Source organism: Paracoccus sp. (in: a-proteobacteria) (assembly GCF_046289755.1).
Lineage (GTDB): Bacteria > Pseudomonadota > Alphaproteobacteria > Rhodobacterales > Rhodobacteraceae > Paracoccus.
The window spans coordinates 1-21,094 of the sequence record NZ_JBKBVD010000013.1; the positions used below are offsets into that span (position 1 = coordinate 1).

At 67.7% G+C, this 21,094-nt stretch carries 23 protein-coding genes; 15 read left to right on the plus strand and 8 right to left on the minus strand.

Going from position 1 to position 21,094, the window contains the following annotated elements:
* The first annotated feature begins 5 nt into the window (after positions 1 to 5).
* The 5 genes from fsa to ACK41U_RS06750 are packed head-to-tail and all read left to right on the plus strand — an operon-like array spanning position 6 to position 3,795.
* Entirely contained in the window at positions 6 to 659 is a 654-nt protein-coding gene (gene fsa / locus ACK41U_RS06730) for a fructose-6-phosphate aldolase (RefSeq protein ID WP_409677717.1), read from the plus strand.
* An 18-nt stretch (positions 660 to 677) separates the two neighbouring features.
* Positions 678 to 1,373, plus strand: coding sequence for a DUF484 family protein (locus ACK41U_RS06735; protein WP_409677539.1), 696 nt, complete (start codon positions 678 to 680; stop codon positions 1,371 to 1,373).
* Positions 1,370 to 2,299 carry a tyrosine recombinase XerC gene (locus tag ACK41U_RS06740; protein WP_409677541.1) on the plus strand — a complete coding sequence of 310 codons (930 nt, stop codon included), beginning with the start codon at positions 1,370 to 1,372 and terminating at the stop codon, positions 2,297 to 2,299. The genes ACK41U_RS06735 and ACK41U_RS06740 overlap by 4 nt, the downstream gene beginning before the upstream one ends.
* 51 nt (positions 2,300 to 2,350) lie before the next feature.
* A complete protein-coding gene (gene msrA / locus ACK41U_RS06745) occupies positions 2,351 to 2,926 on the plus strand; it encodes a peptide-methionine (S)-S-oxide reductase MsrA (RefSeq protein ID WP_409677543.1) in 576 nt (191 codons plus the stop codon).
* Complete coding sequence (locus ACK41U_RS06750; RefSeq protein ID WP_409677544.1) at positions 2,926 to 3,795, plus strand: 50S ribosomal protein L11 methyltransferase; 870 nt, start codon at positions 2,926 to 2,928, stop codon at positions 3,793 to 3,795. Before msrA ends, ACK41U_RS06750 begins: the two co-directional genes overlap by 1 nt.
* A gap of 78 nt (positions 3,796 to 3,873) precedes the next feature.
* Here the strand turns inward: ACK41U_RS06750 and ACK41U_RS06755 are convergent, their stop codons facing one another.
* Together ACK41U_RS06755 and ACK41U_RS06760 are read right to left on the minus strand one after the other, a co-directional pair.
* A complete protein-coding gene (locus tag ACK41U_RS06755) occupies positions 3,874 to 4,068 on the minus strand; it encodes a DUF1127 domain-containing protein (RefSeq protein ID WP_409677546.1) in 195 nt (64 codons plus the stop codon).
* Between the two features lie 176 nt (positions 4,069 to 4,244).
* Positions 4,245 to 4,964 (minus strand): 16S rRNA (uracil(1498)-N(3))-methyltransferase, encoded by a 720-nt coding sequence (locus ACK41U_RS06760; RefSeq protein WP_409677548.1) that lies wholly within the window; start codon positions 4,962 to 4,964, stop codon positions 4,245 to 4,247.
* Positions 4,965 to 4,978: 14 nt separating this feature from the next.
* Between ACK41U_RS06760 and ubiA the strand changes: the two genes are divergently transcribed.
* From ubiA to ACK41U_RS06775, 3 genes are all read left to right on the plus strand, one after another.
* On the plus strand, positions 4,979 to 5,917 hold the full coding sequence (ubiA, locus tag ACK41U_RS06765) for a 4-hydroxybenzoate octaprenyltransferase (protein WP_409677550.1): 939 nt from the start codon (positions 4,979 to 4,981) through the stop codon (positions 5,915 to 5,917).
* A gap of 62 nt (positions 5,918 to 5,979) precedes the next feature.
* Positions 5,980 to 8,151: an OmpA family protein gene (locus tag ACK41U_RS06770; RefSeq protein WP_409677552.1), complete on the plus strand. Its 2,172-nt coding sequence runs from the start codon at positions 5,980 to 5,982 to the stop codon at positions 8,149 to 8,151.
* A complete protein-coding gene (locus ACK41U_RS06775) occupies positions 8,148 to 8,477 on the plus strand; it encodes a hypothetical protein (protein WP_409677554.1) in 330 nt (109 codons plus the stop codon). The genes ACK41U_RS06770 and ACK41U_RS06775 overlap by 4 nt, the downstream gene beginning before the upstream one ends.
* Before the next feature lie 134 nt (positions 8,478 to 8,611).
* On the opposite strand, the gene ACK41U_RS06780 is transcribed toward ACK41U_RS06775, so the two are convergent.
* Genes ACK41U_RS06780 through smpB form a run of 3 tightly spaced genes read right to left on the minus strand, consistent with a single transcriptional unit; the run spans position 8,612 to position 11,175 of the window.
* Positions 8,612 to 9,793 carry an aromatic amino acid transaminase gene (locus ACK41U_RS06780; RefSeq protein ID WP_409677556.1) on the minus strand — a complete coding sequence of 394 codons (1,182 nt, stop codon included), beginning with the start codon at positions 9,791 to 9,793 and terminating at the stop codon, positions 8,612 to 8,614.
* Positions 9,793 to 10,647: a 3-mercaptopyruvate sulfurtransferase gene (sseA, locus tag ACK41U_RS06785; protein WP_409677558.1), complete on the minus strand. Its 855-nt coding sequence runs from the start codon at positions 10,645 to 10,647 to the stop codon at positions 9,793 to 9,795. The genes ACK41U_RS06780 and sseA overlap by 1 nt, the downstream gene beginning before the upstream one ends.
* 57 nt (positions 10,648 to 10,704) lie before the next feature.
* On the minus strand, positions 10,705 to 11,175 hold the full coding sequence (gene smpB / locus ACK41U_RS06790; RefSeq protein WP_409677719.1) for an SsrA-binding protein SmpB: 471 nt from the start codon (positions 11,173 to 11,175) through the stop codon (positions 10,705 to 10,707).
* Positions 11,176 to 11,274: 99 nt separating this feature from the next.
* Between smpB and ACK41U_RS06795 the strand changes: the two genes are divergently transcribed.
* The 4 genes from ACK41U_RS06795 (at position 11,275) to ACK41U_RS06810 (ending at position 15,951) form a co-directional block, all read left to right on the plus strand.
* On the plus strand, positions 11,275 to 12,927 hold the full coding sequence (locus tag ACK41U_RS06795; protein ID WP_409677560.1) for a thiamine pyrophosphate-binding protein: 1,653 nt from the start codon (positions 11,275 to 11,277) through the stop codon (positions 12,925 to 12,927).
* Positions 12,924 to 13,913 carry a P1 family peptidase gene (locus ACK41U_RS06800; RefSeq protein WP_409677561.1) on the plus strand — a complete coding sequence of 330 codons (990 nt, stop codon included), beginning with the start codon at positions 12,924 to 12,926 and terminating at the stop codon, positions 13,911 to 13,913. Before ACK41U_RS06795 ends, ACK41U_RS06800 begins: the two co-directional genes overlap by 4 nt.
* Before the next feature lie 179 nt (positions 13,914 to 14,092).
* Positions 14,093 to 15,565, plus strand: coding sequence for an NAD-dependent succinate-semialdehyde dehydrogenase (locus ACK41U_RS06805; protein ID WP_409677563.1), 1,473 nt, complete (start codon positions 14,093 to 14,095; stop codon positions 15,563 to 15,565).
* Between the two features lie 119 nt (positions 15,566 to 15,684).
* Positions 15,685 to 15,951, plus strand: a complete 267-nt coding sequence (locus ACK41U_RS06810; RefSeq protein ID WP_409677565.1) for a GlsB/YeaQ/YmgE family stress response membrane protein — start codon at positions 15,685 to 15,687, stop codon at positions 15,949 to 15,951.
* A 67-nt stretch (positions 15,952 to 16,018) separates the two neighbouring features.
* Here ACK41U_RS06810 and ACK41U_RS06815 read toward each other — a convergent pair whose 3' ends face one another.
* A complete protein-coding gene (locus tag ACK41U_RS06815; protein WP_409677567.1) occupies positions 16,019 to 16,813 on the minus strand; it encodes a DUF1013 domain-containing protein in 795 nt (264 codons plus the stop codon).
* A 189-nt stretch (positions 16,814 to 17,002) separates the two neighbouring features.
* Between ACK41U_RS06815 and ACK41U_RS06820 the strand changes: the two genes are divergently transcribed.
* Complete coding sequence (locus ACK41U_RS06820) at positions 17,003 to 17,650, plus strand: ribonuclease T2 family protein (RefSeq protein WP_409677569.1); 648 nt, start codon at positions 17,003 to 17,005, stop codon at positions 17,648 to 17,650.
* Here the strand turns inward: ACK41U_RS06820 and ACK41U_RS06825 are convergent.
* Positions 17,647 to 18,633 carry an NAD(P)H-quinone oxidoreductase gene (locus tag ACK41U_RS06825; protein ID WP_409677571.1) on the minus strand — a complete coding sequence of 329 codons (987 nt, stop codon included), beginning with the start codon at positions 18,631 to 18,633 and terminating at the stop codon, positions 17,647 to 17,649. The two genes, ACK41U_RS06820 and ACK41U_RS06825, sit on opposite strands and share 4 nt — an antisense overlap.
* Before the next feature lie 9 nt (positions 18,634 to 18,642).
* Positions 18,643 to 19,296, minus strand: coding sequence for a COQ9 family protein (locus tag ACK41U_RS06830; RefSeq protein WP_409677573.1), 654 nt, complete (start codon positions 19,294 to 19,296; stop codon positions 18,643 to 18,645).
* Between the two features lie 93 nt (positions 19,297 to 19,389).
* Between ACK41U_RS06830 and rpsU the strand changes: the two genes are divergently transcribed.
* Both rpsU and ACK41U_RS06840 read left to right on the plus strand, forming a co-directional pair.
* Positions 19,390 to 19,596: a 30S ribosomal protein S21 gene (gene rpsU, locus ACK41U_RS06835; protein WP_081994671.1), complete on the plus strand. Its 207-nt coding sequence runs from the start codon at positions 19,390 to 19,392 to the stop codon at positions 19,594 to 19,596.
* Positions 19,597 to 19,787: 191 nt separating this feature from the next.
* The gene (locus ACK41U_RS06840; RefSeq protein ID WP_409677575.1) at positions 19,788 to 21,092 is read left to right on the plus strand and encodes a CitMHS family transporter; all 1,305 of its coding nucleotides are present in this window, start codon (positions 19,788 to 19,790) and stop codon (positions 21,090 to 21,092) included.
* Positions 21,093 to 21,094 lie beyond the last annotated feature (2 nt).

Genomic DNA, 21,094 nt, shown 5'->3' on the forward strand with positions numbered 1-21,094 from the left:
GGGCCATGAAATTCTTCGTCGATACCGCAGACATCGCCGCCATCAAGGAACTGCACGAGTTGGGGATGGTCGATGGCGTGACCACCAACCCCTCGCTGATCCTCAAGGCGGGCCGCGACATTGCGGAAGTCACCCGCGAGATCTGCGAACTGGTGCCCGGCCCCGTCTCGGCCGAGGTGGTTGCAGCCGACGCCGAAGGCATGATCCGCGAGGGCAAGCATCTGGCCCAGATCGCCTCCAACATCACCGTCAAGGTGCCGCTGACCTGGGACGGGCTGAAAGCCTGCCGCGCGCTGTCGGATGAGGGCCATATGGTCAATGTCACGCTGTGCTTCTCGGCGGCGCAGGCGCTGCTGGCGGCCAAGGCGGGGGCGACCTTCATCAGCCCCTTCATCGGGCGGCTGGACGACATCCATATCGACGGCATGGACCTGATCGCGGACATCCGCGAGATCTATGACAATTACGGCTTTGAGACCGAGATCCTTGCCGCCTCGATCCGCACCGTGAACCACATCGTCGATGCCGCCAAGATCGGCGCCGACGTGATCACCGCGCCCCCCGCCGTTATCAAGTCGATGGTCAAGCATGTCTTGACCGACAAGGGGCTGGAGCAGTTCAATGCCGATTGGGCCAAGACCGGCCAGAAGATCGTCTGAACGCAAAAGGGGGCGCGCATGAGCACCGAGACACCGGCAGGGCTTTCGCCCGACATCCGCGACCGGCTGCTGGCCGATCCCGGAGCGGTGCTGGACGACCGGGACGTGATGCGCGCCCTTCTGGCCTCGCATGGGGCGGAACAGGGCGAGAATGTCATCGACATCCGCGCCCGCGCCATGCAGGCGCTGGAACACAGGCTGGAGCGGCTGGAGACCACGCATGACAGCGTGATCGCGGCCGCCTTCGACAACCAGAACGGCATGGCCATCGTGCATCGCGCGGTGATCGGCCTGCTGGAAACCGTCGATCTGGACGATCTGGTCGGCGCGCTGCAATCCGACATTGCCCCCATCCTGCGCATCGAGACACTGCGCCTGATGATCGAATCCGCCCCCGCCATGTCGAAACTGCCCGAAGACGTGTTCATCGCCCCCGAGGGCGCGGTGGACCGGATCGTGGCGGCAGGCCGTCGGGCACCGCGCGGCGATGACATCGTGCTGCGCCCGGCCTCGCCGATCACGCAGCCGGTCCATGGCCGTGCCGTCGCCTCCGAGGCGCTGCTGCCGCTGGATCTGGGCGCGCGGTGCCCGCGCGCGATGATCATCATGGGCAGCGCCGAGGCCACGCGCTTTTCGCCCGCGCATGGGACCGACCTGTTGCGGTTCTTTGCGCAGGTGTTCCGGCTGGTGCTGCTGGCGCGCCTGCGGGGATGAGCGATGCGCTGGCCCTCGCCCCGGCCACCAGCGACGCATTGGCGCGTTGGCTGGCGGTCGAGGCGGCGGCGCGCGACCGCTCGCCCCACACGATCGCGGCCTATCAGGCCGATGTGATCGCCTTCCTGCAGTTTCTGGCGGCGTATTGGGGCGGACCCGTGCCCCCCGCCCATCTTGCCCGGCTGGCGCTGACGGACATGCGCGCCTTTGCCGCCGCCGAGCGGGGCCGGGGTCTGGGCGCGCGGTCGCTGGCGCGGCGACAATCGGCGGTGCGCGCCTTCCTGCGCTGGATCTCGGACCGCGAGGGGGTGGACCTGTCGGCGGCGCTGTCGGCGCGCAGTCCGAAATATCTGCGCTCGCTGCCGCGCCCGCTGACGCCGGAGCAGGCGCAGGCGACGCTGGACCGGGTCTCGGTCGATCATGCGACCCCGTGGATTGCGGCGCGCGATACGGCGGTGCTGACGCTGCTGTGGGGCTGCGGGCTGCGCATCAGCGAGGCGATGGCGCTGAATGGCGCCGACTGGCCCTTTCGTGACGCGCTGCTGATCCGGGGCAAGGGCAAGCGGGAACGTCAGGTGCCGGTGCTGCCGGTCGCCCGCGATGCGGTGGCCTGCTATCTGCGCCTGTGCCCCTGGCCCCCGGCCCCCGATCAGGCGCTGTTCCGGGGCGCGCGGGGCGGGCGCCTGCAGGGCACCCAGATCGCGGCACGGATGCGCAGTGCACGGGCCGCACTCGGCCTGCCCGACACGGCCACGCCCCATGCGCTGCGCCACAGCTTTGCCACGCATCTGCTGTCGGCGGGCGGCGATCTGCGCACCATTCAGGAACTTCTGGGCCATGCCAGCCTGTCGACCACGCAGGTCTATACCGGCGTCGATGACGCGCGTCTGATGGCCGCCTTCCGCGCAGCCCATCCGCGCGGTTGAACCGGGCCGCAGCCCCCGGCGTTTGGCTGCGACACGAGGAAAGGGATAACCATGACCCAGCACGCGATTTTCCACCGCCCCCTTGGCGCCGAGGTGCCGCAGGGCCACGATCAGGCGATCTTTGGCATGGGCTGCTACTGGGGGGTCGAGCGGCTGTTCTGGCAACAGCACGGCGTCTGGCTGACCGAGGTGGGCTTTGCCGGCGGCGCGGCCCCGGATCCGACCTATGACCAGGTCAAGACCGGCGAGACCGGCCATGCCGAGGTCGTGCGGATCGTCTTTGACAGCTCGCTGATCAGCTATGACCATCTGCTGCAACTGTTCTGGCAGAACCACGACCCCACGCAGGGCGACCGGCAGGGCAATGATGTGGGTCCGCAATATCGCAGCCTGATCGTCGCCATGAACGACAGCCAGCATGCCGCCGCCGAAGCCTCGAAAATCGACTATGACAACCGGCTGGCGGTGCAGGGCTTTCCAAAGATCACCACGCAGATCATCGACAAGGTGCCCTTCTGGCCCGCACATGAGGCGCATCAGCAATATCTGCAAAAGAACCCCGACGGTTATTGCGGCCTCAAGGGCACCGGGGTAGAGGCCAGCATCCCCAACCCGGACCCGATCTGATGCCCACATATACCGCGCTGACCCATCTGCCCGGCCGCGAGGCCGCCGAAGCTCTGGCCGAAGCCTGCGAGGATCTGACGCCCGAACCCGTCGGCACCGGCATTTTCGAGATCGAAGATGGCAGCGAACGGTGGGAGGTCGGCGCCTATTTCACCGACGCCCCCGACGAGATCGCGCTGGCGCTGCTGGCCGCCGCCTATGGCGCGCAGCCCTTTGCCGTGTCGGAACTTCCCGAGGTGGACTGGGTCGCGCATGTGAAGCGCGAACTGACCCCGGTGCGCGCGGGCCGCTTTTTCGTCCATGGCAGCCACAATGCCGACGAGATCCCCGAGGGGGTCGAGGCGCTGTGGATCGAGGCCGCGATGGCCTTTGGCACCGGCCATCACAACACCACCAAGGGCTGCCTCGAGGCGCTGGACCGGCTGGCCGATACCGGCTTTGACGCGACCCGCATCGCCGATATCGGTTGCGGAACGGCGGTGCTGGCGATGGGGGCGGCGCGGCTGTGGCCGGTGACGGTGCTGGCCAGCGACATCGACCCGGTGGCGGTCGACACCGCTGCCGCCAATGTCATCGCCAACGGGCTGGACGGGCGCGTGGTCTGCGTCGAGGCGGCGGGATTTGACCATCCCACGCTGGAACAGGCGGCGCCCTATGATCTGGTGCTGGCCAATATCCTCAAGCAGCCGCTGATCGACATGTCGGGCGACATGGCCCGCCATGTCAGCACGCGGGGCCGGATCATCCTGTCGGGCATCCTGACCACGCAGGCCGATGAGGTGGTCGCCGCCTATCAGCAGGCGGGCTTTGCGCTGGACCGCCGCGACGATCTGGGCGACTGGTCGACGCTGGTGATGACGCGGAGCTGACGCGCGGTCAGACCTCGGGACATGAAAAAACCCCCGGCGCCCTTGGCTTCGGGGGTTCGTTCATCAAGGCGCGGGGGATCAGAAGCCGCGCGCAATCCGCTCGATGTCGCCGCGGCACAGACCGATATCGTCCAGCTCACGGTCCGACAGGCGGTTCAGCTCGCGGCGGGTCACACGGCTTTCGCGCCATGCAGCCACCAGCGAGACGATGCGCGCGACAATACCCACGCCTCCGACAGCAGCGGCGCTGTGGTTCGTTTCGATCGTCGACATCATATCACCTGTTTTCAGAGTGCCCTGTCAGCGGGCAGTTTTCGGATAAACATGAGATAGTTTGTGCAGCGCACAAAGAGTAGCCGCGAAAGCGGCAACCCCGCCATGCATATGCTGCAACTGCAAAATGCCGGGATGCGGGCGATCTGCCGGTTCGCGGGCGATCTGCCCGGAATTCAGTGCCAATCGCCCAGATTAATCTGCCACAAGGTTAACGCCGCCACCGCCGCCGTATCGGCCCGCAGGATTCGCGGCCCCAGACTGACCGGCACAACAAAGGGCAGACGCGACAGATGCGCGCGTTCGGCCACCGAAAACCCGCCCTCGGGACCGATCAGAATCGCCCAAGCGCCGCGCGGCAGCCCCGCCAGTGCCTGGGCCAGCCCGGCCCGCGCCTCATCTGCCCAAAGAATACGCCGCGCGCCGTCCCATCCCTCCAGCACCCGCGACAGGGGCGCGAGTTCCATCACCTCGGGCACGGCGGTTCCGCCGCATTGCTCGGCGGCCTCGACGGCATGGGCCTGCAGGCGGTCCTGCCGGATGCGTTCGGAATTGGTGTGGTCGGTCTGCACCGGCAGGATGCGCGCGGCGCCCATCTCGGCGGCTTTTTCGACGATGAAATCGGTGCGCGCCTTCTTGATCGGCGCAAAGAGCAGCCACAGGTCGGGCGGATCGCGCTGCGGCGCTGTCTGCGCCAGCGCGGTCAATGTGCCACCGCGCTTGCCCGCCTCCTCCAGCCGCGCGGACCATTCGCCCGCGACGCCGTTGAACACCGCGATGACCTCGCCCGGACGCAGCCGCATGACGCCCGACAGGTAATGCGCCTGCGCAGGTGTCAGGGGGACGGGTTGTCCCTCGGCCAGCGGGTGATCTATGTAAAGTCTGATCCTTGCCATGATGGGCCGACGCTATGCAAAACCCGACCGAAAGGCCAGACACCGTCGCGGATGCGCCGCCCGATAACTGGGTCGACCGCCATGCGCCCGTGGCCGCGCGCCCGTGGCTGCGGCTGAGCCGCGCGGACCGGCCCATCGGCACATGGCTGCTGCTGCTGCCCTGCTGGTGGGGGATCGGGCTGGCGATGATGGCGGATGCGCCCCGCTGGTTCGATCTGTGGATCGCGCTGGCCTGTCTGATCGGCGCCTTCGTCATGCGCGGGGCGGGCTGCACCTGGAACGACATCACCGACCGCGACATCGACGCGCAGGTCGCGCGCACCCGGTCGCGGCCCCTGCCCTCGGGCGCGGTCAGCCTCCGCGGCGCCTATCTGTGGCTGGCGCTGCAGGGGCTGGTCGGGCTGGTGATCCTGCTGACGCTTGGCCGGGCGGCGGTCTGGATGGGGGTGGCCTCGCTGGCGCTGGTGGCGATCTATCCCTTTGCCAAGCGGTTCACATGGTGGCCGCAGATCTTTCTGGGGCTGGCCTTCAACTGGGGCGTGATGCTGGCCTATGCGGCGCATATGGGCCGCGTCGATCCGGCGCCGGTGGTGGCATGGCTGGGCGCGATCGCCTGGACGGTGTTTTACGACACGATCTATGCCCATCAGGATGCCGAGGACGACGCCCTGATCGGCGTCAAATCCACCGCCCGCCTGTTCGGAGAGGCCAGCCCCCGCATTCTGGCGGGATTCGCGGTGCTGTCGGTGCTGGTGCTGGGCCTGGCCATCGCGCTGGCCGGTCGCAATCAGTTGATGGCATTCGCCGGGCTGGCGGGGTTTGGCCTGCATCTGGCGTGGCAATTGCGGAATTTCCGGCCCGATCAGGGGGATACCTGCCTGCGGTTGTTCCGCTCGAACCGCGATGCGGGGCTGATCCTTGCGCTGTTTCTCGCCATTGCCGGGCTGGTCTGATTGCGTGGCCGGTGGCGCGGGTCTAGACCTTGCACGCCTGCAACAGCCAAGAGTTCCCGCCGATGACCACGCTGCGCCGCCGTCTGACCACCTCGTTTGCGACCGTCCTGATGCTGGGCGGGGCGGGCGGGCTGTGCTGGTGGGGGGCGCAGGCCGCCGCGACATTCATCGAGACGAAATCCGCAGAAGAGGTCGGCCGCGCGCTTCAGGCCGCAGGCCATGACTGGGCCGATGTCAGCACGGACGGGCTGCTGGTGCGCCTGACCGGCGTCGCCCCGACCGAGGTTGACCGTTTCCGCGCCACCACGCAGGCGGCGACGGCGGTGGATGCCTCGCGCATCGTGGATGAGATGACCGTGGCCGCGCTGGACGCGATGACCCCGCCCGATTTCAAGGTCGAGCTGCTGCGCAACGATCAGGGCATCTCGCTGATCGGGCTGGTGCCGGCGGCGACCGACCGCACCGCGCTGATCCGCACCCTGCGCAGCGAGACGGCGGCGCCGCAGGTCACCGATCTGCTGGAAAGCGCCGACTATCCCGTACCCGCGACATGGGAGGCGGCGATGCGCTTTGGCCTGATGGCCGCGCAGCTGTCGTCGAACGCCAAGATCTCGGTCGCGCCGGGGCAGGTCCATGTCGCCGCACTGGCCGACAGCCGCTCCGAGAAGGCGCGGCTGGAGGCGGTGCTGCGGCGCAGCGCGCCTGATGGCGTGACACTGACGACCGAAATCTCGGCGCCGCGCCCGGTCATTGCGCCGTTTATGACCCGATTCGTGATCGACGGGCGCGGGCCGCGCCTTGACAGCTGCGCCGCCGATGACGACGCCGCCCGCCTGCGCATCCTGAACGCCGCGCAGGCGGCGGGGGTGCAGGACATGCCCGACTGCACATTGGGACTGGGCGCGCCGTCACCCCGCTGGGGCGAGGCCGCCGAGGCCGCCATCGGCGCATTGGCGCAGATCGGGGCGGGCAGCGTGATGCTGAGCGACGCCAGTGTTTCGCTGACCGCCCCGGCCGGGGTCGACCGCGCCGCCTTCGATGCCGCCGTGGCCGCACTGGAGGCGGCATTGCCGCGCGTGTTTGTCCTGCAGGCCACGCTGGAAGAGGGCGATCAGGCGGCCAGCGGGCCGGTCGAGTTTTCCGCCACCCTGACCGAAGGCGGCAGCCTGTCGATGCGCGGCGGGATCGCCGATGCGCGGATGCGCGAGGCGGTCGACAGCTTTGCACGGTCGCGCTTTCAGGTGGCCCAAAGCGGGCTGCGCAGCGATGACGGGGTGCCGGGCGGCTGGACCGTGCGCGTGATCGCCGCATTGGAAGCGATGGACGCGCTGCATTCGGGCCATGTCAGCGTCACCCCCGATCTGATCTCGGTCAACGGCATCTCGGGGCAGACGGACGCGACCGGTCGGGCGGCGGCGATTCTGGCACAACGGCTTGGCGCGGGGGCGCGCTATGAGCTGGCGATCCGCTATGACCGGCATCTGGATGCGGCCCTTGGCCTGCCCGATGGCGAAGCATGCGTGGCCGGGCTGAACCTGATCCTGTCGGAATCCGAGATCGGGTTCGAGCCCTCGCGCGCCTCGATCGCGGGCGATCCCGGGCCGACCCTGGCCAGTCTGGCCGAAGCCATGGCCGATTGCGCCGACTATCAGATCGAGGCGGGCGGCCATACCGACAGTCAGGGGTCCGAGGCGTTCAATGCCGATCTGTCCCGTTCGCGCGCGCAGGCGATCCTGGCCGCGATGGAGGGGGCGGGCATCGACACCACCAACATGACCGCGCGCGGCTATGGCGAAAGCCAGCCGATCGCGTCGAACGAGACCGACGAGGGCCGCGAGGCGAACCGCCGCATCGAGTTCCGCCTGCTGTCGCCGCGCCCGGTGCGCAGCACGCCCCTGCCCGAACCGGTCACGGTCGCGGGCGTGACCGGCGCGCCGGTCGATCCGGTCACAGGTCCCGAGGCCGTCGCCGAAGGCCCGGAACGTCCGGCCGGTCAGGGACCTGTGCGACCGCCGGAAGTCTCGGAGCAGCTTGGGCCGCCGATGCCCATGGTGCGCGAGGGGGCGGGCATGTCGGTGCAGACACTTGGCGCCAGCGAAGAATTCCAGACGCTGGACGAGCGCGAGGAAAACATTAGGGTGCCTGTGCTGACGCCTGACGAGAACACACCCCGCCCGCCCTTCCGCCCCGAAGCGCCGCAGGGGCCCGCAGAGGACGAAGATACCGACGCATGAACCGCACCGAATTCATCGCCGCCACCGCCATCATCCTGTTCAGCGCCTTTCTGCTGGGCTGGTTTGCCTGTTGGCTGATGCACCGGCTGACCCGCCCGGGCCGGGCGGAGATCGGCGAAATGGACCGGCTGGCCCATGCGATGCACGAGGCGGAGGCCGCACGGGACGCGGCGCAGGCCCGGCTGGCCGAGCGTGAGGCTGCGTTTTCGGCGCGGCTGGCGGGCAGCGATGCCGAGCTGCGCGCCGCGATGGAGGGGCTGCGCGACGCGCGGACCGAGGTCGAGGAATTGCGCGAGTATATCGAGAAGATGCTGGCGCGGCGCTGATCCTGCACCGGCGGAAGAAGGGGGCGCTCGCGCCCCCTCTTGGCCTGCGGCCAATTCACCCCCGAGGATATTTGCGGACCAGAGCAGGGGCGGGTGTTAGGCTCCGCCCCTGCCGCAGTCTCAGATGCCGGGGCTCAGATGCCTGCGTCGATGATGGCGCGGGCAAGCACCGGTACGGTATCGCGGTTCAGGCCGGCGATGTTCAGGCGCGAATCGCCCACCATGTAGATGGCGGCTTCGGCTTTCAGTTTTTGTACCTGTTCGGGTGTGGCGCCGAGGCGCGAGAACATGCCGCGGTGATGGGCGATGAAGTCGAAGCGGTCGCTGCCCGAGAGATCGCGCAGTTCGGATGCCAACTGGTCACGCAGGCCCAGCATGGTGTTGCGCACCTCTTCCAGTTCGGCCGCCCAGTCCGCGCGCAGGGCATCATCGGTCAGGATCGTGCTGACGATCCGGGCGCCGTGATCGGGCGGGAACGAAAAATTCTGCCGGTTGAGGAAGGTCATCGCGCCCTGGGACAGGTCGCGGGCCGCCGTGTTGTCGGTCAATGCCATCAGGATGCCGGTGCGTTCGCGATAGATGCCGAAATTCTTGCTGCAGGACGCGGCGATGAGGACCTCGGGCAGCGCGCGCGCGACCAGCCGCGTCGCCTCGGCATCGGCGTCCAGCCCGTCGCCAAAGCCCTGATAGGCCAGGTCGATCAGCGGGATGGCGCCGGAGGTTTCGAGGATCGCGATGATCTCGGCCCATTGGTTAAGGGTCAGGTTGGCGCCGGTGGGGTTGTGGCAGCAGCCGTGCAGCAGCACGATGTCGCCCTTGGTCGCGCGGGCAATATCGGCCTTCATCCCCTCGAAATCAACGCCACGGGTGGTTGCGTCGAAATAGCGGTATTCGGTGAAGGGCAGCCCCATGAATTTCATGATCGACAGGTGGTTGGGCCAGGTCGGGTCCGAGACATGCACGGTCAGGCCGGGATTGGCCATCCGCGCCAGTTCCAGCGCCTGACGGATCGCGCCGGTGCCGCCCACGCTGGCGACCGAGGCCAGACGGTCGGCGGGCACATCGGCCAGCACCATCTGCGCCATGGCGCGGCGGTATTCGGGCTCGCCGGCCAGACCGGTATAGGCCTTGGTGGTCTGCGTCTCCCAGATGCGTTGTTCTGCGACCTTGACCGCGCGCATGACCGGGGTGACGCCTTGCGGATCCTTGTAGACGCCGACGCCCAGGTCGATCTTGCCCTGACGGGTATCGGCCTTGAATTCCTCGATCAGCATCAGGATCTTGTCGGGGGCTTGCGGTTTCAGATTGGACAGCATCAGGCGTCTCCGGTTGCAATGTTGAGGTCGGGAAAGCTGCCCCATTCGGCCCAGCTTCCGTCGTAAAGCGCGTGGTTCCGGTGGCCGATCCGCTCCAGCGCCAGAAACAGGATCGCGGCGGTCACGCCGCTGCCGCAGGTGGTGATGACGGGACGGTTCAGATCGACGCCCGCCTGCGCGAAGGCGGCGCGCAGGGCATCGGGGGATTTCATCGTGCCGTCAACGTCCAGCAGCTGGCCAAAGGGCAGGTTCAGCGATCCGGGGATATGGCCGGCGCGCAGGCCGGGGCGCGGCTCGGGCGCCTCGCCGCGGAATCGTGCCCGCGCGCGGGCGTCAACGATCTGCGGATCGCCCAGCTTGGTGGCCTGTGCCACCTGCGTCACGTCGCAGACCAGGCCGGGCTGGCGCTGTGCGGTCATCTGGCGGTCGCGGATGGCAGGGACGGACTTTGTGACCGGGAGGCGTGCTGCGCGCCATTTGGCAAATCCGCCATCCAGCACCGCGACATTGGCGTGGCCCATCAGGCGAAAGGTCCACCAGACCCGCGCGGCGCTGCGCACATCGGAGTTGTCATATACAACGACCTGATGGCCGTCGCCCACCCCCAGTGCCCGCACCCGGGCCGCAAACTGGTCCGGCGGCGGCGCCATATGCGGCAGGGCCGAGCGGGTGTCGCTGATCGCATCAATGTCGAAGAACCGCGCGCCGGGGATATGTGCGGCGGTATATTCGGCGCGTCCGTTCCGGCCCGCTGCGGGCAGGTGCCAGCTTGCGTCGATCACCCGCAACTGCGGATCATCCAGACGGGCCGCCAGCCAACCGGTCGAGACCAACACCTGTGGATCGTCCTGCATGCCGCCCCCCTTGCCGTGCGGACCCGATCTACAGGGCTGCGGTCAGGGCTGCAATGGTCAGCCCTGTTTCAGCAGCCGCTGTTTCTGCCGGTCCCAGTCTCGCTTGGCACTGGTTTCGCGCTTGTCGTGGTTCTTCTTGCCCTTGGCGATCGCGATCTTCAGCTTCACGATGCCCCGGTGGTTGAAATACATCACCAGCGGCACCAGCGTCATCCCCTCGCGCGCGGTGGCCTGCCACAGGCGCGCCAACTCCTTGCGCGAGACCAGCAGCTTGCGGCGGCGGCGTTCCTCGTGGCCGAAGACGCCCGCCCGCGACAGGGCCGCGATATAGCCGTTGATCAGCCACAATTCGCCACCCTCGACCGAAGCATAGCTTTCGGCGATGTTGGACTGGCCCACGCGCAGGGATTTCACCTCGGAGCCGGTCAGCATGATGCCCACCTCGAGATCGCTCTCGATGAAGTAATCAAAGCGCGCCCGCCGGTTTTCGGCGATCACCTTGTAGTTCTTGTCGTCATCCTTGGCCATGGAGAACGCAGATATGCGCGGCAGGGGCGGCTGTAAAGGGCGGGTCATTGCCCCCGGCCTGCACATCGCGCAATCATGCCGCAACGAAGGAGGTCGATGATGCGACATGGCGGGCAGATTCTGGTCGATGCGTTGAAGGCGCATGGCGTCGAGCGGGTGTTTTCGGTGCCGGGCGAAAGCTTTCTGGCGGCGCTGGATGCGCTGCATGATGCGGGCATTCCCAACGTGGTCTGCCGGCACGAGGGCGGTGCCGCGATGATGGCCGAGGCGGCGGGCAAGCTGACCGGGCGGCCGGGCATCTGTTTCGTGACGCGCGGCCCCGGCGCCACCAATGCCAGCGCGGGCGTGCATGTAGCCCAGCAGGACAGCACGCCGATGATCCTGTTCATCGGCCAGATTGCGCGGGACGACCGCGACCGCGATGCCTTTCAGGAGGTGGATTACCGCCAGATGTTCGGCGGGCTGGCCAAATGGGTGGCCCAGATCGACCAGACCGACCGCATCCCCGAATACATCGCCCGCGCCTTCGATCTGGCCCAATCGGGCCGCCCCGGCCCCGTCGTGCTGGCCCTGCCCGAGGATATGCTGTCGGCCCGCGCCGAGGTGGCCGACCTGCCCCCGGCCCCGCGCCCGGTGGCGGGCATCTCGGACGCGCAGGCCCATGCGATCCGCGATGCGCTGGCCGGGGCCGAGCGTCCGCTGGTCATCCCCGGCGGCGCGCTGTGGGCGCAGGAGGATGCCGACCGGCTGACGCGATTTGCCGAGAACTGGGGGCTGCCGGTCGCGGTGCCCTTCCGGCGGCAGGATTACATGGACAACCGCCACCCGAACTATGCGGGCGATCTGGGCGTCGGCATGAACACCCGCATGGGCGAGGCGCTGCGCGAGGCCGACTGCCTGCTGTCGCTTGGCTCTCGTCTGGGCGATGCGCTGACGGCGGGCTATACGCTGATGCACCCCTCGGCGCAGGGCCGCCGGATCATCCATATCCACCCCTCGCCCGACGAGATCGGGCATCTGTGGCGCGCCGATCCCGGCATCGCCGCCTGCCCCCGTGCCGCGTTGGCCGCGCTGGCCGCCTTGCCCGCCCCGCGCCGCTGGGACGACTGGACCGCCCGGCTGCGCGCCCATTACGAGGACTGGCAGACCCCGCGCCCCACCCCCGGCGAGGTGACGATGGAGCAGGTCGTCTGCTGGCTGTCCGCGAACCTGCCCGAGGATGCGATCCTCACCAATGGCGCGGGAAATTACGCGGCCTTTGTGCATCGCTATTTCCGCTTCAAGCGGGCGAAGACGCAGATCGCGCCGACCTCGGGGTCGATGGGTTACGGGCTGCCTGCGGCGATTGCGGCCAGCCTGCTGCATCCCGAACGGGTGGTCGTGTGCATGGCGGGCGATGGTTGTCTGCAGATGACGGTGAATGAGCTGTCGACGGCAGCCCAGCACGGCGCGACGCCGATCGTGGTCGTGGCTAATAACGGCCGCTATGGCACGATCCGCATGCATCAGGAAAAGCACTATCCGGGCCGCCCCTCGGGGACCGATCTGGCAAATCCCGATTTCGCGGCGCTGGCCCGCGCCTATGGCGGGCATGGCGAGGTGGTCACGCAGAACGACGGTTTCGCGGTTGCTTTCCAGCGCGCCCGCGCCTCGGGCCGCTTTGCCGTGATCGAGCTGCGGCTGGACCCCGAGGCGCTGACCAGCTTTGCCACCCTGTCGGAGATCCGCGCCCGCGCGCAGGCGCGGGGATGAGGGCAGGCCCCCGCAACCTGATCACCGATGTGGCCGGGCTGCGGGTCGGCCATGCCGATGACGCGGCGCTGAAATCGGGGGTGACGGTGCTGACCGCCGACGCGCCCTTTGCCGCCAGCGTGCATGTCATGGGCGGCGCCCCCGGCACGCGCGAGACGGATCTCCTGGCGCCCGACAAGCTGGTGGCGGGCGTCGATGCGCTGGTGCTGGCGGGCGGCTCGGCCTTTGGGCTGGCGGCTTGCGACGGGGTAATGGCGGCGCTGCATGCCGCCGGGCGCGGCTTTGCGGTGGGGCCCGCGCGGGTGCCCATCGTGCCCGGCGCCATCGTCTTTGACCTGCTGAATGGCGGTGACAAGGGCTGGGCCGACAACCCCTATCCCGCGCTTGGCCACCATGCCTGCCAGACCGCCCGCACCGGGTTTGCCATCGGCAGCGCGGGGGCGGGCATCGGCGCCATGACCGGCAATCTGAAAGGCGGGCTGGGCTCGGCCTCGGCGGTGCTGGGAAATGGCGCGACGGTGGGCGCGCTGGTCGTGGTCAATGCGCTGGGAACGGCGACGGTGGGCGACGGGTCGCAGTTCTGGGCCGCCCCGTGGGAGCTGGGCGATGAGTTCGGCGGGCTTGGCCTGCCGCCCGCCTTTCCGGCACCGCATGAGCCCGCACCGGCAAAGCGCCTGGGCGAGGCGACCACCATCGCCATCATCGCCACCGACATGGCGCTGGACAAGGCGGGCCTGCACCGGCTGGCCATTGCCGCGCATGACGGCATGGCCCGCGCGCTTGTGCCCAGCCACACACCGCTGGACGGGGATCTGGTCTTTGCGGTTTCGACCGGGGCGCGGCCGGCCGCTGATCCGCTGGCCGATCCGTTCCTGCTGGGCCATGCGGCCGCCTGCGTGCTGGCGCGTGCCATCGCGCGCGCGGTCCACGCGGCCCGGCCCGCGCCGGGCGATCTGCAGCCCTGCTGGCAATCGCTGTACGGATGAGAACGGGCGACGCAGATGACCGCGCCGCCCTTCAGAGAGATCGCCAAGAGGGACAGCCTGACGATTCAGCGGTGTAACGCCGCGACGGGCGATTTGGTTCACCCGAATGTCGGGGCCGCTTTGACAACCCGCCGGGGGCATGGTCATCTGCCGCCAAACCGACATCAGATGAGGCTGCCATGACCAAGCAATCGACCGACCTCAAGGCCCTGCTCAGCGACCCCACCCTGCTGGAAACCCGCGCGTTTGTGGCCGGGGAATGGGTCGAGGCCGATGACGGCGCGACCTTCGAGGTGAAAAACCCCGCCCGCGGCGACGTGATCGCCCATGTGGCCGATCTGGGCCGGGCCGAGACCGCGCGCGCCATCGACGCCGCACAGACAGCCATGAAGGGCTGGGCCACGCGCACCGCCAAGGAGCGCGCACAGGTGATGCGCAAGTGGTTCGACCTGATGATGGCCAATCAGGACGATCTGGCCCTGATCCTGACCGCCGAGATGGGCAAGCCGCTGGCCGAGGCCAAAGGTGAAATCGCCTATGGCGCCAGCTTCATCGAATGGTTCGGCGAAGAGGCCAAGCGCATCTATGGCGAGACGATCCCCGGCCATCAGCCCGACAAGCGCCTGACCGTCATCCGCCAGCCCATCGGCGTGGTGGGCAGCATCACGCCCTGGAACTTTCCCAACGCCATGATCGCCCGCAAGGCCGCGCCCGCGCTGGCCGTGGGCTGCGGCTTCGTCGCCCGCCCCGCCGCCGAAACGCCCCTGTCGGCACTGGCCATGGCGGTGCTGGCCGAGCGTGCGGGCCTGCCCAAGGGCATCCTGTCGGTCATCACCTCGTCGCGCGCCAGCGACATCGGCAAGGAATTCTGCGAGAACCCGGCCGTGCGCAAGCTGACCTTTACCGGCTCGACCGAGGTGGGGCGCATCCTGCTGCGTCAGGCCGCCGATCAGGTGATGAAATGCAGCATGGAACTGGGCGGCAACGCGCCCTTTATCGTGTTCGACGACGCCGATCTGGATGCGGCGGTCGAGGGCGCGATGGCGTCGAAATTCCGAAACAACGGCCAGACCTGCGTCTGCGCCAACCGCATCTATGTGCAGGCCGGGGTCTATGACGCCTTTGCGCAAAAGCTGGCGGCGGCGGTGGACAAGCTGCGGGTGGGCGACGGGCTGGACGACGGCGTGACCACCGGCCCGCTGATCAACGAGGATGCCGTGGACAAGGTCGAGGATCATATCCGCGACGTGCTGGACGGCGGCGGGCAGATCGTCACCGGCGGCAAGCGGATCGGGGGGCTGTTCTTCCAGCCCACGGTGATGACCGGCGTGAAAGACGACATGAAGGTCTCGACCGAGGAAACCTTTGGCCCGCTGGCCCCCCTCTTCCGCTTCGAGACCGAGGATGAGGTGATCGCCAAGGCCAATGACACGATCTTCGGGCTGGCCGCCTATTTCTACGCCCGCGACATCGGCCGCATCACCCGCGTTCAGGAGGAACTGGAATACGGCATCGTCGGCGTGAACACCGGCATCATCTCGACCGAGACGGCGCCCTTTGGCGGGGTCAAGCAATCGGGCCTTGGCCGCGAGGGCAGCCGCCACGGCGCTGATGACTTCCTCGAGATGAAATACATCTGCCTGTCGGTCTGACCCGTCCCCGCCAGCCGGACACCGCAGGCGTCACCGGGGAACAGAACGCACCATTCGCGCATTGAGGGTGTGACGAGCCGTCAATGGGGCGGCTCATACATTCCTGAAGGGGACACCTTATGGCTGGCATGGGCTGGATTCTGTCGATCATTCTGGGCGCCATCGCAGGCTGGATCGCCGAAAAGATCATGAAAAGCGATCATGGGCTGCTGACCAACATCGTTCTGGGCATTCTGGGCGCAGTGATCGGCAATGTGATCCTGCGGCTGATCATGGGCACCACGACCTATACGATCCTGGGTCAGTTGCTGGTTGCTGTGGCGGGTGCCTGCATCCTGATCGGCCTCTATCGCGCCATCACCGGGAACCGTCGCCGCGGTTTGTGACCGTCTTCGTCATAACGACAAAAGGCCGGGCGATTGCCCGGCCTTTTTCACGTCCGGATGGCGCAGATCACCGGTTCTGATCGTCTTCGTCTTCGTCGTCTGTATCGGCGTCAGCGTCAGCGTCAGCGTCCGTATCAGTGTCAGAACTGTCGTCGAATTTCTTGAAAAAGCTCTCGGGGTCCAGATTCCGCTCGGGCTTGTCCTCGTCGCGCGACAGGCTGAAATGCTCCAGCCCCGCGATCGAACTGGGCAGGCGCGGCTCGTCCGGCATCGACAGCGAGGTCTCGGTGCTGACCAGCATGCGACGCTCGTCGTCGCTCATCACGCCACCTTCGGCAGATTTCTTCTTGGCAGCCTTTTGCACGGCAGCGTCCAGTTCGGTCTGCCGGCACAGGCCAAGGGCCACCGGGTCGATCGGCTGGATGTTCGAGATGTTCCAGTGCGTGCGCTCGCGGATCGAGGTGATCGTGGGCTTGGTCGTGCCGACCAGCTTGGCCACCTGCGCATCAGCCAGTTCCGGGTGGAACTTGACCAGCCACAGGATCGCGGCGGGGCGGTCCTGACGCTTGGACAGCGGCGTATAACGCGGCCCACGGCGCTTTTCCTCGCCATCGGCGGCGGGGTTGTGCTTGAGGCGCATGCGATAGGCGGGGCTGCCCTCGGCGCGCTTGATCTCGGCGGGGTCCAGCTGGTTCGAGGCGATGGGGTCATAGCCCTTCACGCCCGAGGCGACATCGCCATCGGCAATGCCCTGAACTTCAAGCTCATGCAGACCGCAGAAATCGCCGATCTGCTTGAAGCTGAGCGTGGTGTTGTCCACCAGCCAGACGGCAGTGGCCTTGGCCATCAGCGGCTTGCTCATGTCAGTCTCCTTCGCAATCTTGGTCCCGAACATGGACGGTTTGGGCCGGGAAATCGGCTTTCGGCGGGCGCCAATCCTCGGTTTCGGGGGGAATTGCCGGGTGATATAGCGATTCCCCTGCGCGGGGAAAAGGGGATTCCTGCGTTGTCACGGCTTTCGGGCCAGGAATGGGCAGGCTAACCTGCCGCCATGCGCATCCTGACCCTGCTGATCCTTGCCCTGATCGCCCCGCTTGCCGCCCCCACGCAGGGCCGCGCGCGGGATATTGCGGGGCAGTTCGACTATTACGTTCTGGCGCTGTCCTGGCAGCCCTCGTGGTGCGCGGCCACGGGCGATGCGCGGGGCGCGCCCGAATGCGCGGCGGGCGACGGGCGCGGCTTTACCATCCACGGGCTGTGGCCCCAGCATGAGCGCGGCTGGCCGCAATATTGCGACACAGCGGAACGCGACCCCTCGCGGCGCGACAGTCAGGCCATGGCCGATGTGATGGGTTCGGGCGGGCTGGCATGGCATCAGTGGCAGAAACACGGGCGATGCTCGGGCCTGTCGGCGGCGGATTATTACGCCACCACGCGCAAGGCGGGCGAGGCCATCGCCCTGCCCCCCGCACTGACCGCCCCGCCCCGCGACACGCGCCTGTCGCCCGGCCGGATCGAGGCCGCGTTTCTGGCCGCCAACCCGGATCTGAACCCCGACGGCGTCACCATCACCTGCCGCGACGGCGCCCTGTCCGAGGTGCGCATCTGCCTGACCCGCGAGTTGACCCCGCGCCTGTGTGCCCCGGACGTGCGCCGCGACTGCCGCAGCCGCAACCTGAGCGTGCCCGCCATCCGCTAGCCCGACACGCGCAGCACGATCTTGCCGATATGCTCGCTGCTTTCCATCCGGCGATGCGCCTCGCTGGCCTGATCCAGCGGGAATTCGCTGTCGATGGTCACCCCCACGGCGCCCTGCCCGATCAGCGGCCACAGCTGTTTGCGCAGCACATCGGCCAGTTCCGCCTTGGCGACATCCGATTGCGGCCGCAGGGTCGAGCCGGTGACCGTCAGCCGGTTCACCATGATCTGGGCAAAGTTCACCTCGACCTTGGGGCCCTCCAGAAAGGCGATCATCACCAGCCGCCCGTCCGGGGCCAGCGACTTGATATTGCGCGGGATATAGCTGCCGCCGACCATGTCGAGGATCAGATCGGCGCCGCCCGCATCGCGCAGGATACGGGTGAAATCCTGATCGCGATAGTTGATCGCGGTGGCGCCGAGCGCGGTGATGGCCGCGCATTTCTCATCGCTGCCGGCGGTGGCAAAGACACGGGCGCCAAGCGCGCGGGCCACCTGCACCGCCATCATGCCGATGCCCGAGGTGCCGCCATGAACCAGAAACCGCTCACCCCCCGTCAGGCGCCCGCGCTGGACCACGTTCGACCAGACGGTGAATGCGGTCTCGGGCAGGCAGGCGGCCTCGCGCGCGGTCAGGCCGTGCGGGATGCGCAGCGCGTGATCGGCGTGGCAGACGGCATATTCGGCATAGCCGCCGCCCGGCAACAGGGCGCAGACCTGCTCGCCCCTGCGCCAGCGGGTCACGCCCGCGCCCATGCCGACGATCTCGCCCGCGCATTCCAGCCCCGGCAGGTCGGAGGCGCCGGGGGGCGGGTCATAGCTGCCGCTGCGTTGCAGCACATCGGGGCGGTTCACCCCGGCATAGGCCAGCCGGATCAGGATCTGATCGTGGCAGGGCACCGGCACCGGGCGGGTGGTCATGCGCAATTGATCGGCGGCGCCGGGGGCGGCGATCTGGACGGCGTTCATCGTGTCGGGAAACATCGCGGCCTCTCAGTTGTTCTTGCCGGGCAGTGCGCGCGGGCGGGGCGCACGCACCCAGCCAAAGGCCGCATGTCCCAGCCATTCGGCCCCCGGCAGCTTGCGCAGGCTGGCCTTGATCCCCTCGAACCGCATCACGCCCTCGATCCGGCGATCCAGAAAGGCGCGGGTCTCGGCATGGTCCGGTGATTCGTCACCCAGCCAGAACAGCACCGTGGCCGAGATCACCGCCGACAGGGTGGCACGCTTGGAATACCAGTTCACATCATCCGAAGCATCGCCAAGCGCGGTCCAGATCAGATCTGCCGTTTCCCAGACCAGCCGCGCCGCCAGTGCCCCGTTCTGCGGCAAAGCCAGCACGGCGGCGCCTGCGCGCACCAGTTCGGGGTCGGCCTGATCCAGCCGCCGCCAGACGGCCTCGGTCACACGGTCACGGAATCGCCCCTCGGGCGGGCTGTCGGTCAGGCTGAAACGCAGCGCCTGATCGCCCTGCCGGTGATAGGCCGCCGCCAGCCCGGCGCCGCCCTGCGGGAAATGCACCGCGATCAGCGCCGGGTCCATGCCGATGTCGCGCGCGCCTGCGGCCAGCGCCTGCTGGTTCATCCCCTCGAAGGGCACGTGGATCAGGGCCGCCTCCATCAGCGCGTCACGGTCGGTCTGGGTCATGGCATACCTCGTCTGGACAAACGCGCCCGCTGCTGTTAGGGGGACGCTTCCTGCAATCTATCAACTCTAACCTAGGAAGGTGGTGACAACCACATGCAGGTCAATGTTCGCGACAACAACGTCGAACAGGCGCTCCGTGCTCTGAAGAAAAAACTTCAGCGCGAAGGTGTCTTCCGCGAAATGAAGCTCAAGCAACATTTCGAGAAGCCGTCGGTCAAGAAAGCCCGTGAAAAGGCCGAGGCCGTTCGCCGTGCCCGCAAGCTGGCCCGTAAAAAGGCACAGCGCGAAGGCGCGCTGTAAGACGACGCGATCTTTGTGTCATCCGAAACACCCCGCGGCCCCGTGTCGCGGGGTGTTTCATATTGTGCAGGCGGGTTTGCGGCCCCCTGCGCCGATGTTTGCGCCCGAAACCTGCGTAAACCTGCCCCGCAAAGGTTGGATCACCGGGAAAACCCGACTATGCACCCCCCATTGCATTCGGGAGGTTTCACGTGCTGGCATTGATCGGACTCGTCACGATTGTTCTTGTGGTCGGTTTCCTGCTGCTCGGGCGCATGTCGCCGATCGTGGCGCTGACCCTGGTGCCCATCGGCGGCGCGCTGGTGGCGGGTTTCGGCCCCGAGGCGCTGAGCGGGTTTTTCAACGATGGTCTGGCCCGCGTCATGCAGGTGGCGACGATGTTCGTCTTTGCCATCACCTTTTTCGGCGTGCTGCAGGATACCGGCCTGTTCCGCCCGATCATCAACGGGCTGATCCGTCTGACGCGCGGGCATGTCGTGGCCGTGACCGCGGGCACCGCCATCGTCGGCGCGCTGGCGCATCTGGACGGCGCCGGGGCCACCACGTTCCTGCTGACCGTGCCCGCGCTGCTGCCGCTGTATGAACGCCTTGGCATGAGCCGCTATCTGATGCTGATGATGCTGGCACTGGGTGCCGGGATCGCGAACATGCTGCCATGGGCCGGGCCGCTTGGCCGCGCCGCCGCCGTCACCGGCATTGATCTGGCCGAGTTGTGGCATCCGCTGATCCAGATTCAGGTGATCGGTCTGGGCCTGCTGGTGGTGCTGGCCATCGGGCTTGGCCTGCGCGAACAGCGCCGCATCGCCGCCGCCGGAGGCCCCGCGCCCGGCACCGTGCTGGATGTGGGCGGGGTTGCCGCCACCGATGACGAGCGGCTGCTGGAACGCCCCGCCCTGCTGGCGGTCAACGGCGCGTTGTTCATGGCGGTCGTCGCGGCGCTGGTTTCGGGCATACTGCCGCCGGCGCTGATCTTCATGATCGGCCTGTCGATCGTGCTGCTGATCAACTATCCCAATGTCGAGGCGCAGATGCAGCGGATCCGCGCGCATGCGCCCTCGGCGCTTCTGATGGGGGCGATCATCCTGTCGGCGGGCACGTTCCTGGGGATCATGGACGGCACCGGGATGCTGCGCGCCATGGCCGCCTCGATGGTGATGGTCCTGCCCGAGCAGATGATCGGCAGCCTGCATATCCTTGTGGGCGCCCTGGGGACGCCGCTGGAGCTGGTCCTGTCCACCGACGCCTTCTATTTCGGGATGCTGCCCATCGTCCTGGAGGTGGTCGAGCCGACCGGCGTGGCCCCGCAGGAAATCGTGCATGCCATGGTCATCGGCAATATCATCGGCACATTCGCCAGCCCGTTCTCGCCCGCTTTGTGGCTGGCGCTGGGTCTGGCGCGGGCCGATATCGGCGCCCATATCCGCTATTCGTTCATGTGGATGTGGGGGTTCTCGCTGGTGGTGCTGGGCGTCGCGTGGATGATCGGGCTGTTCTGACG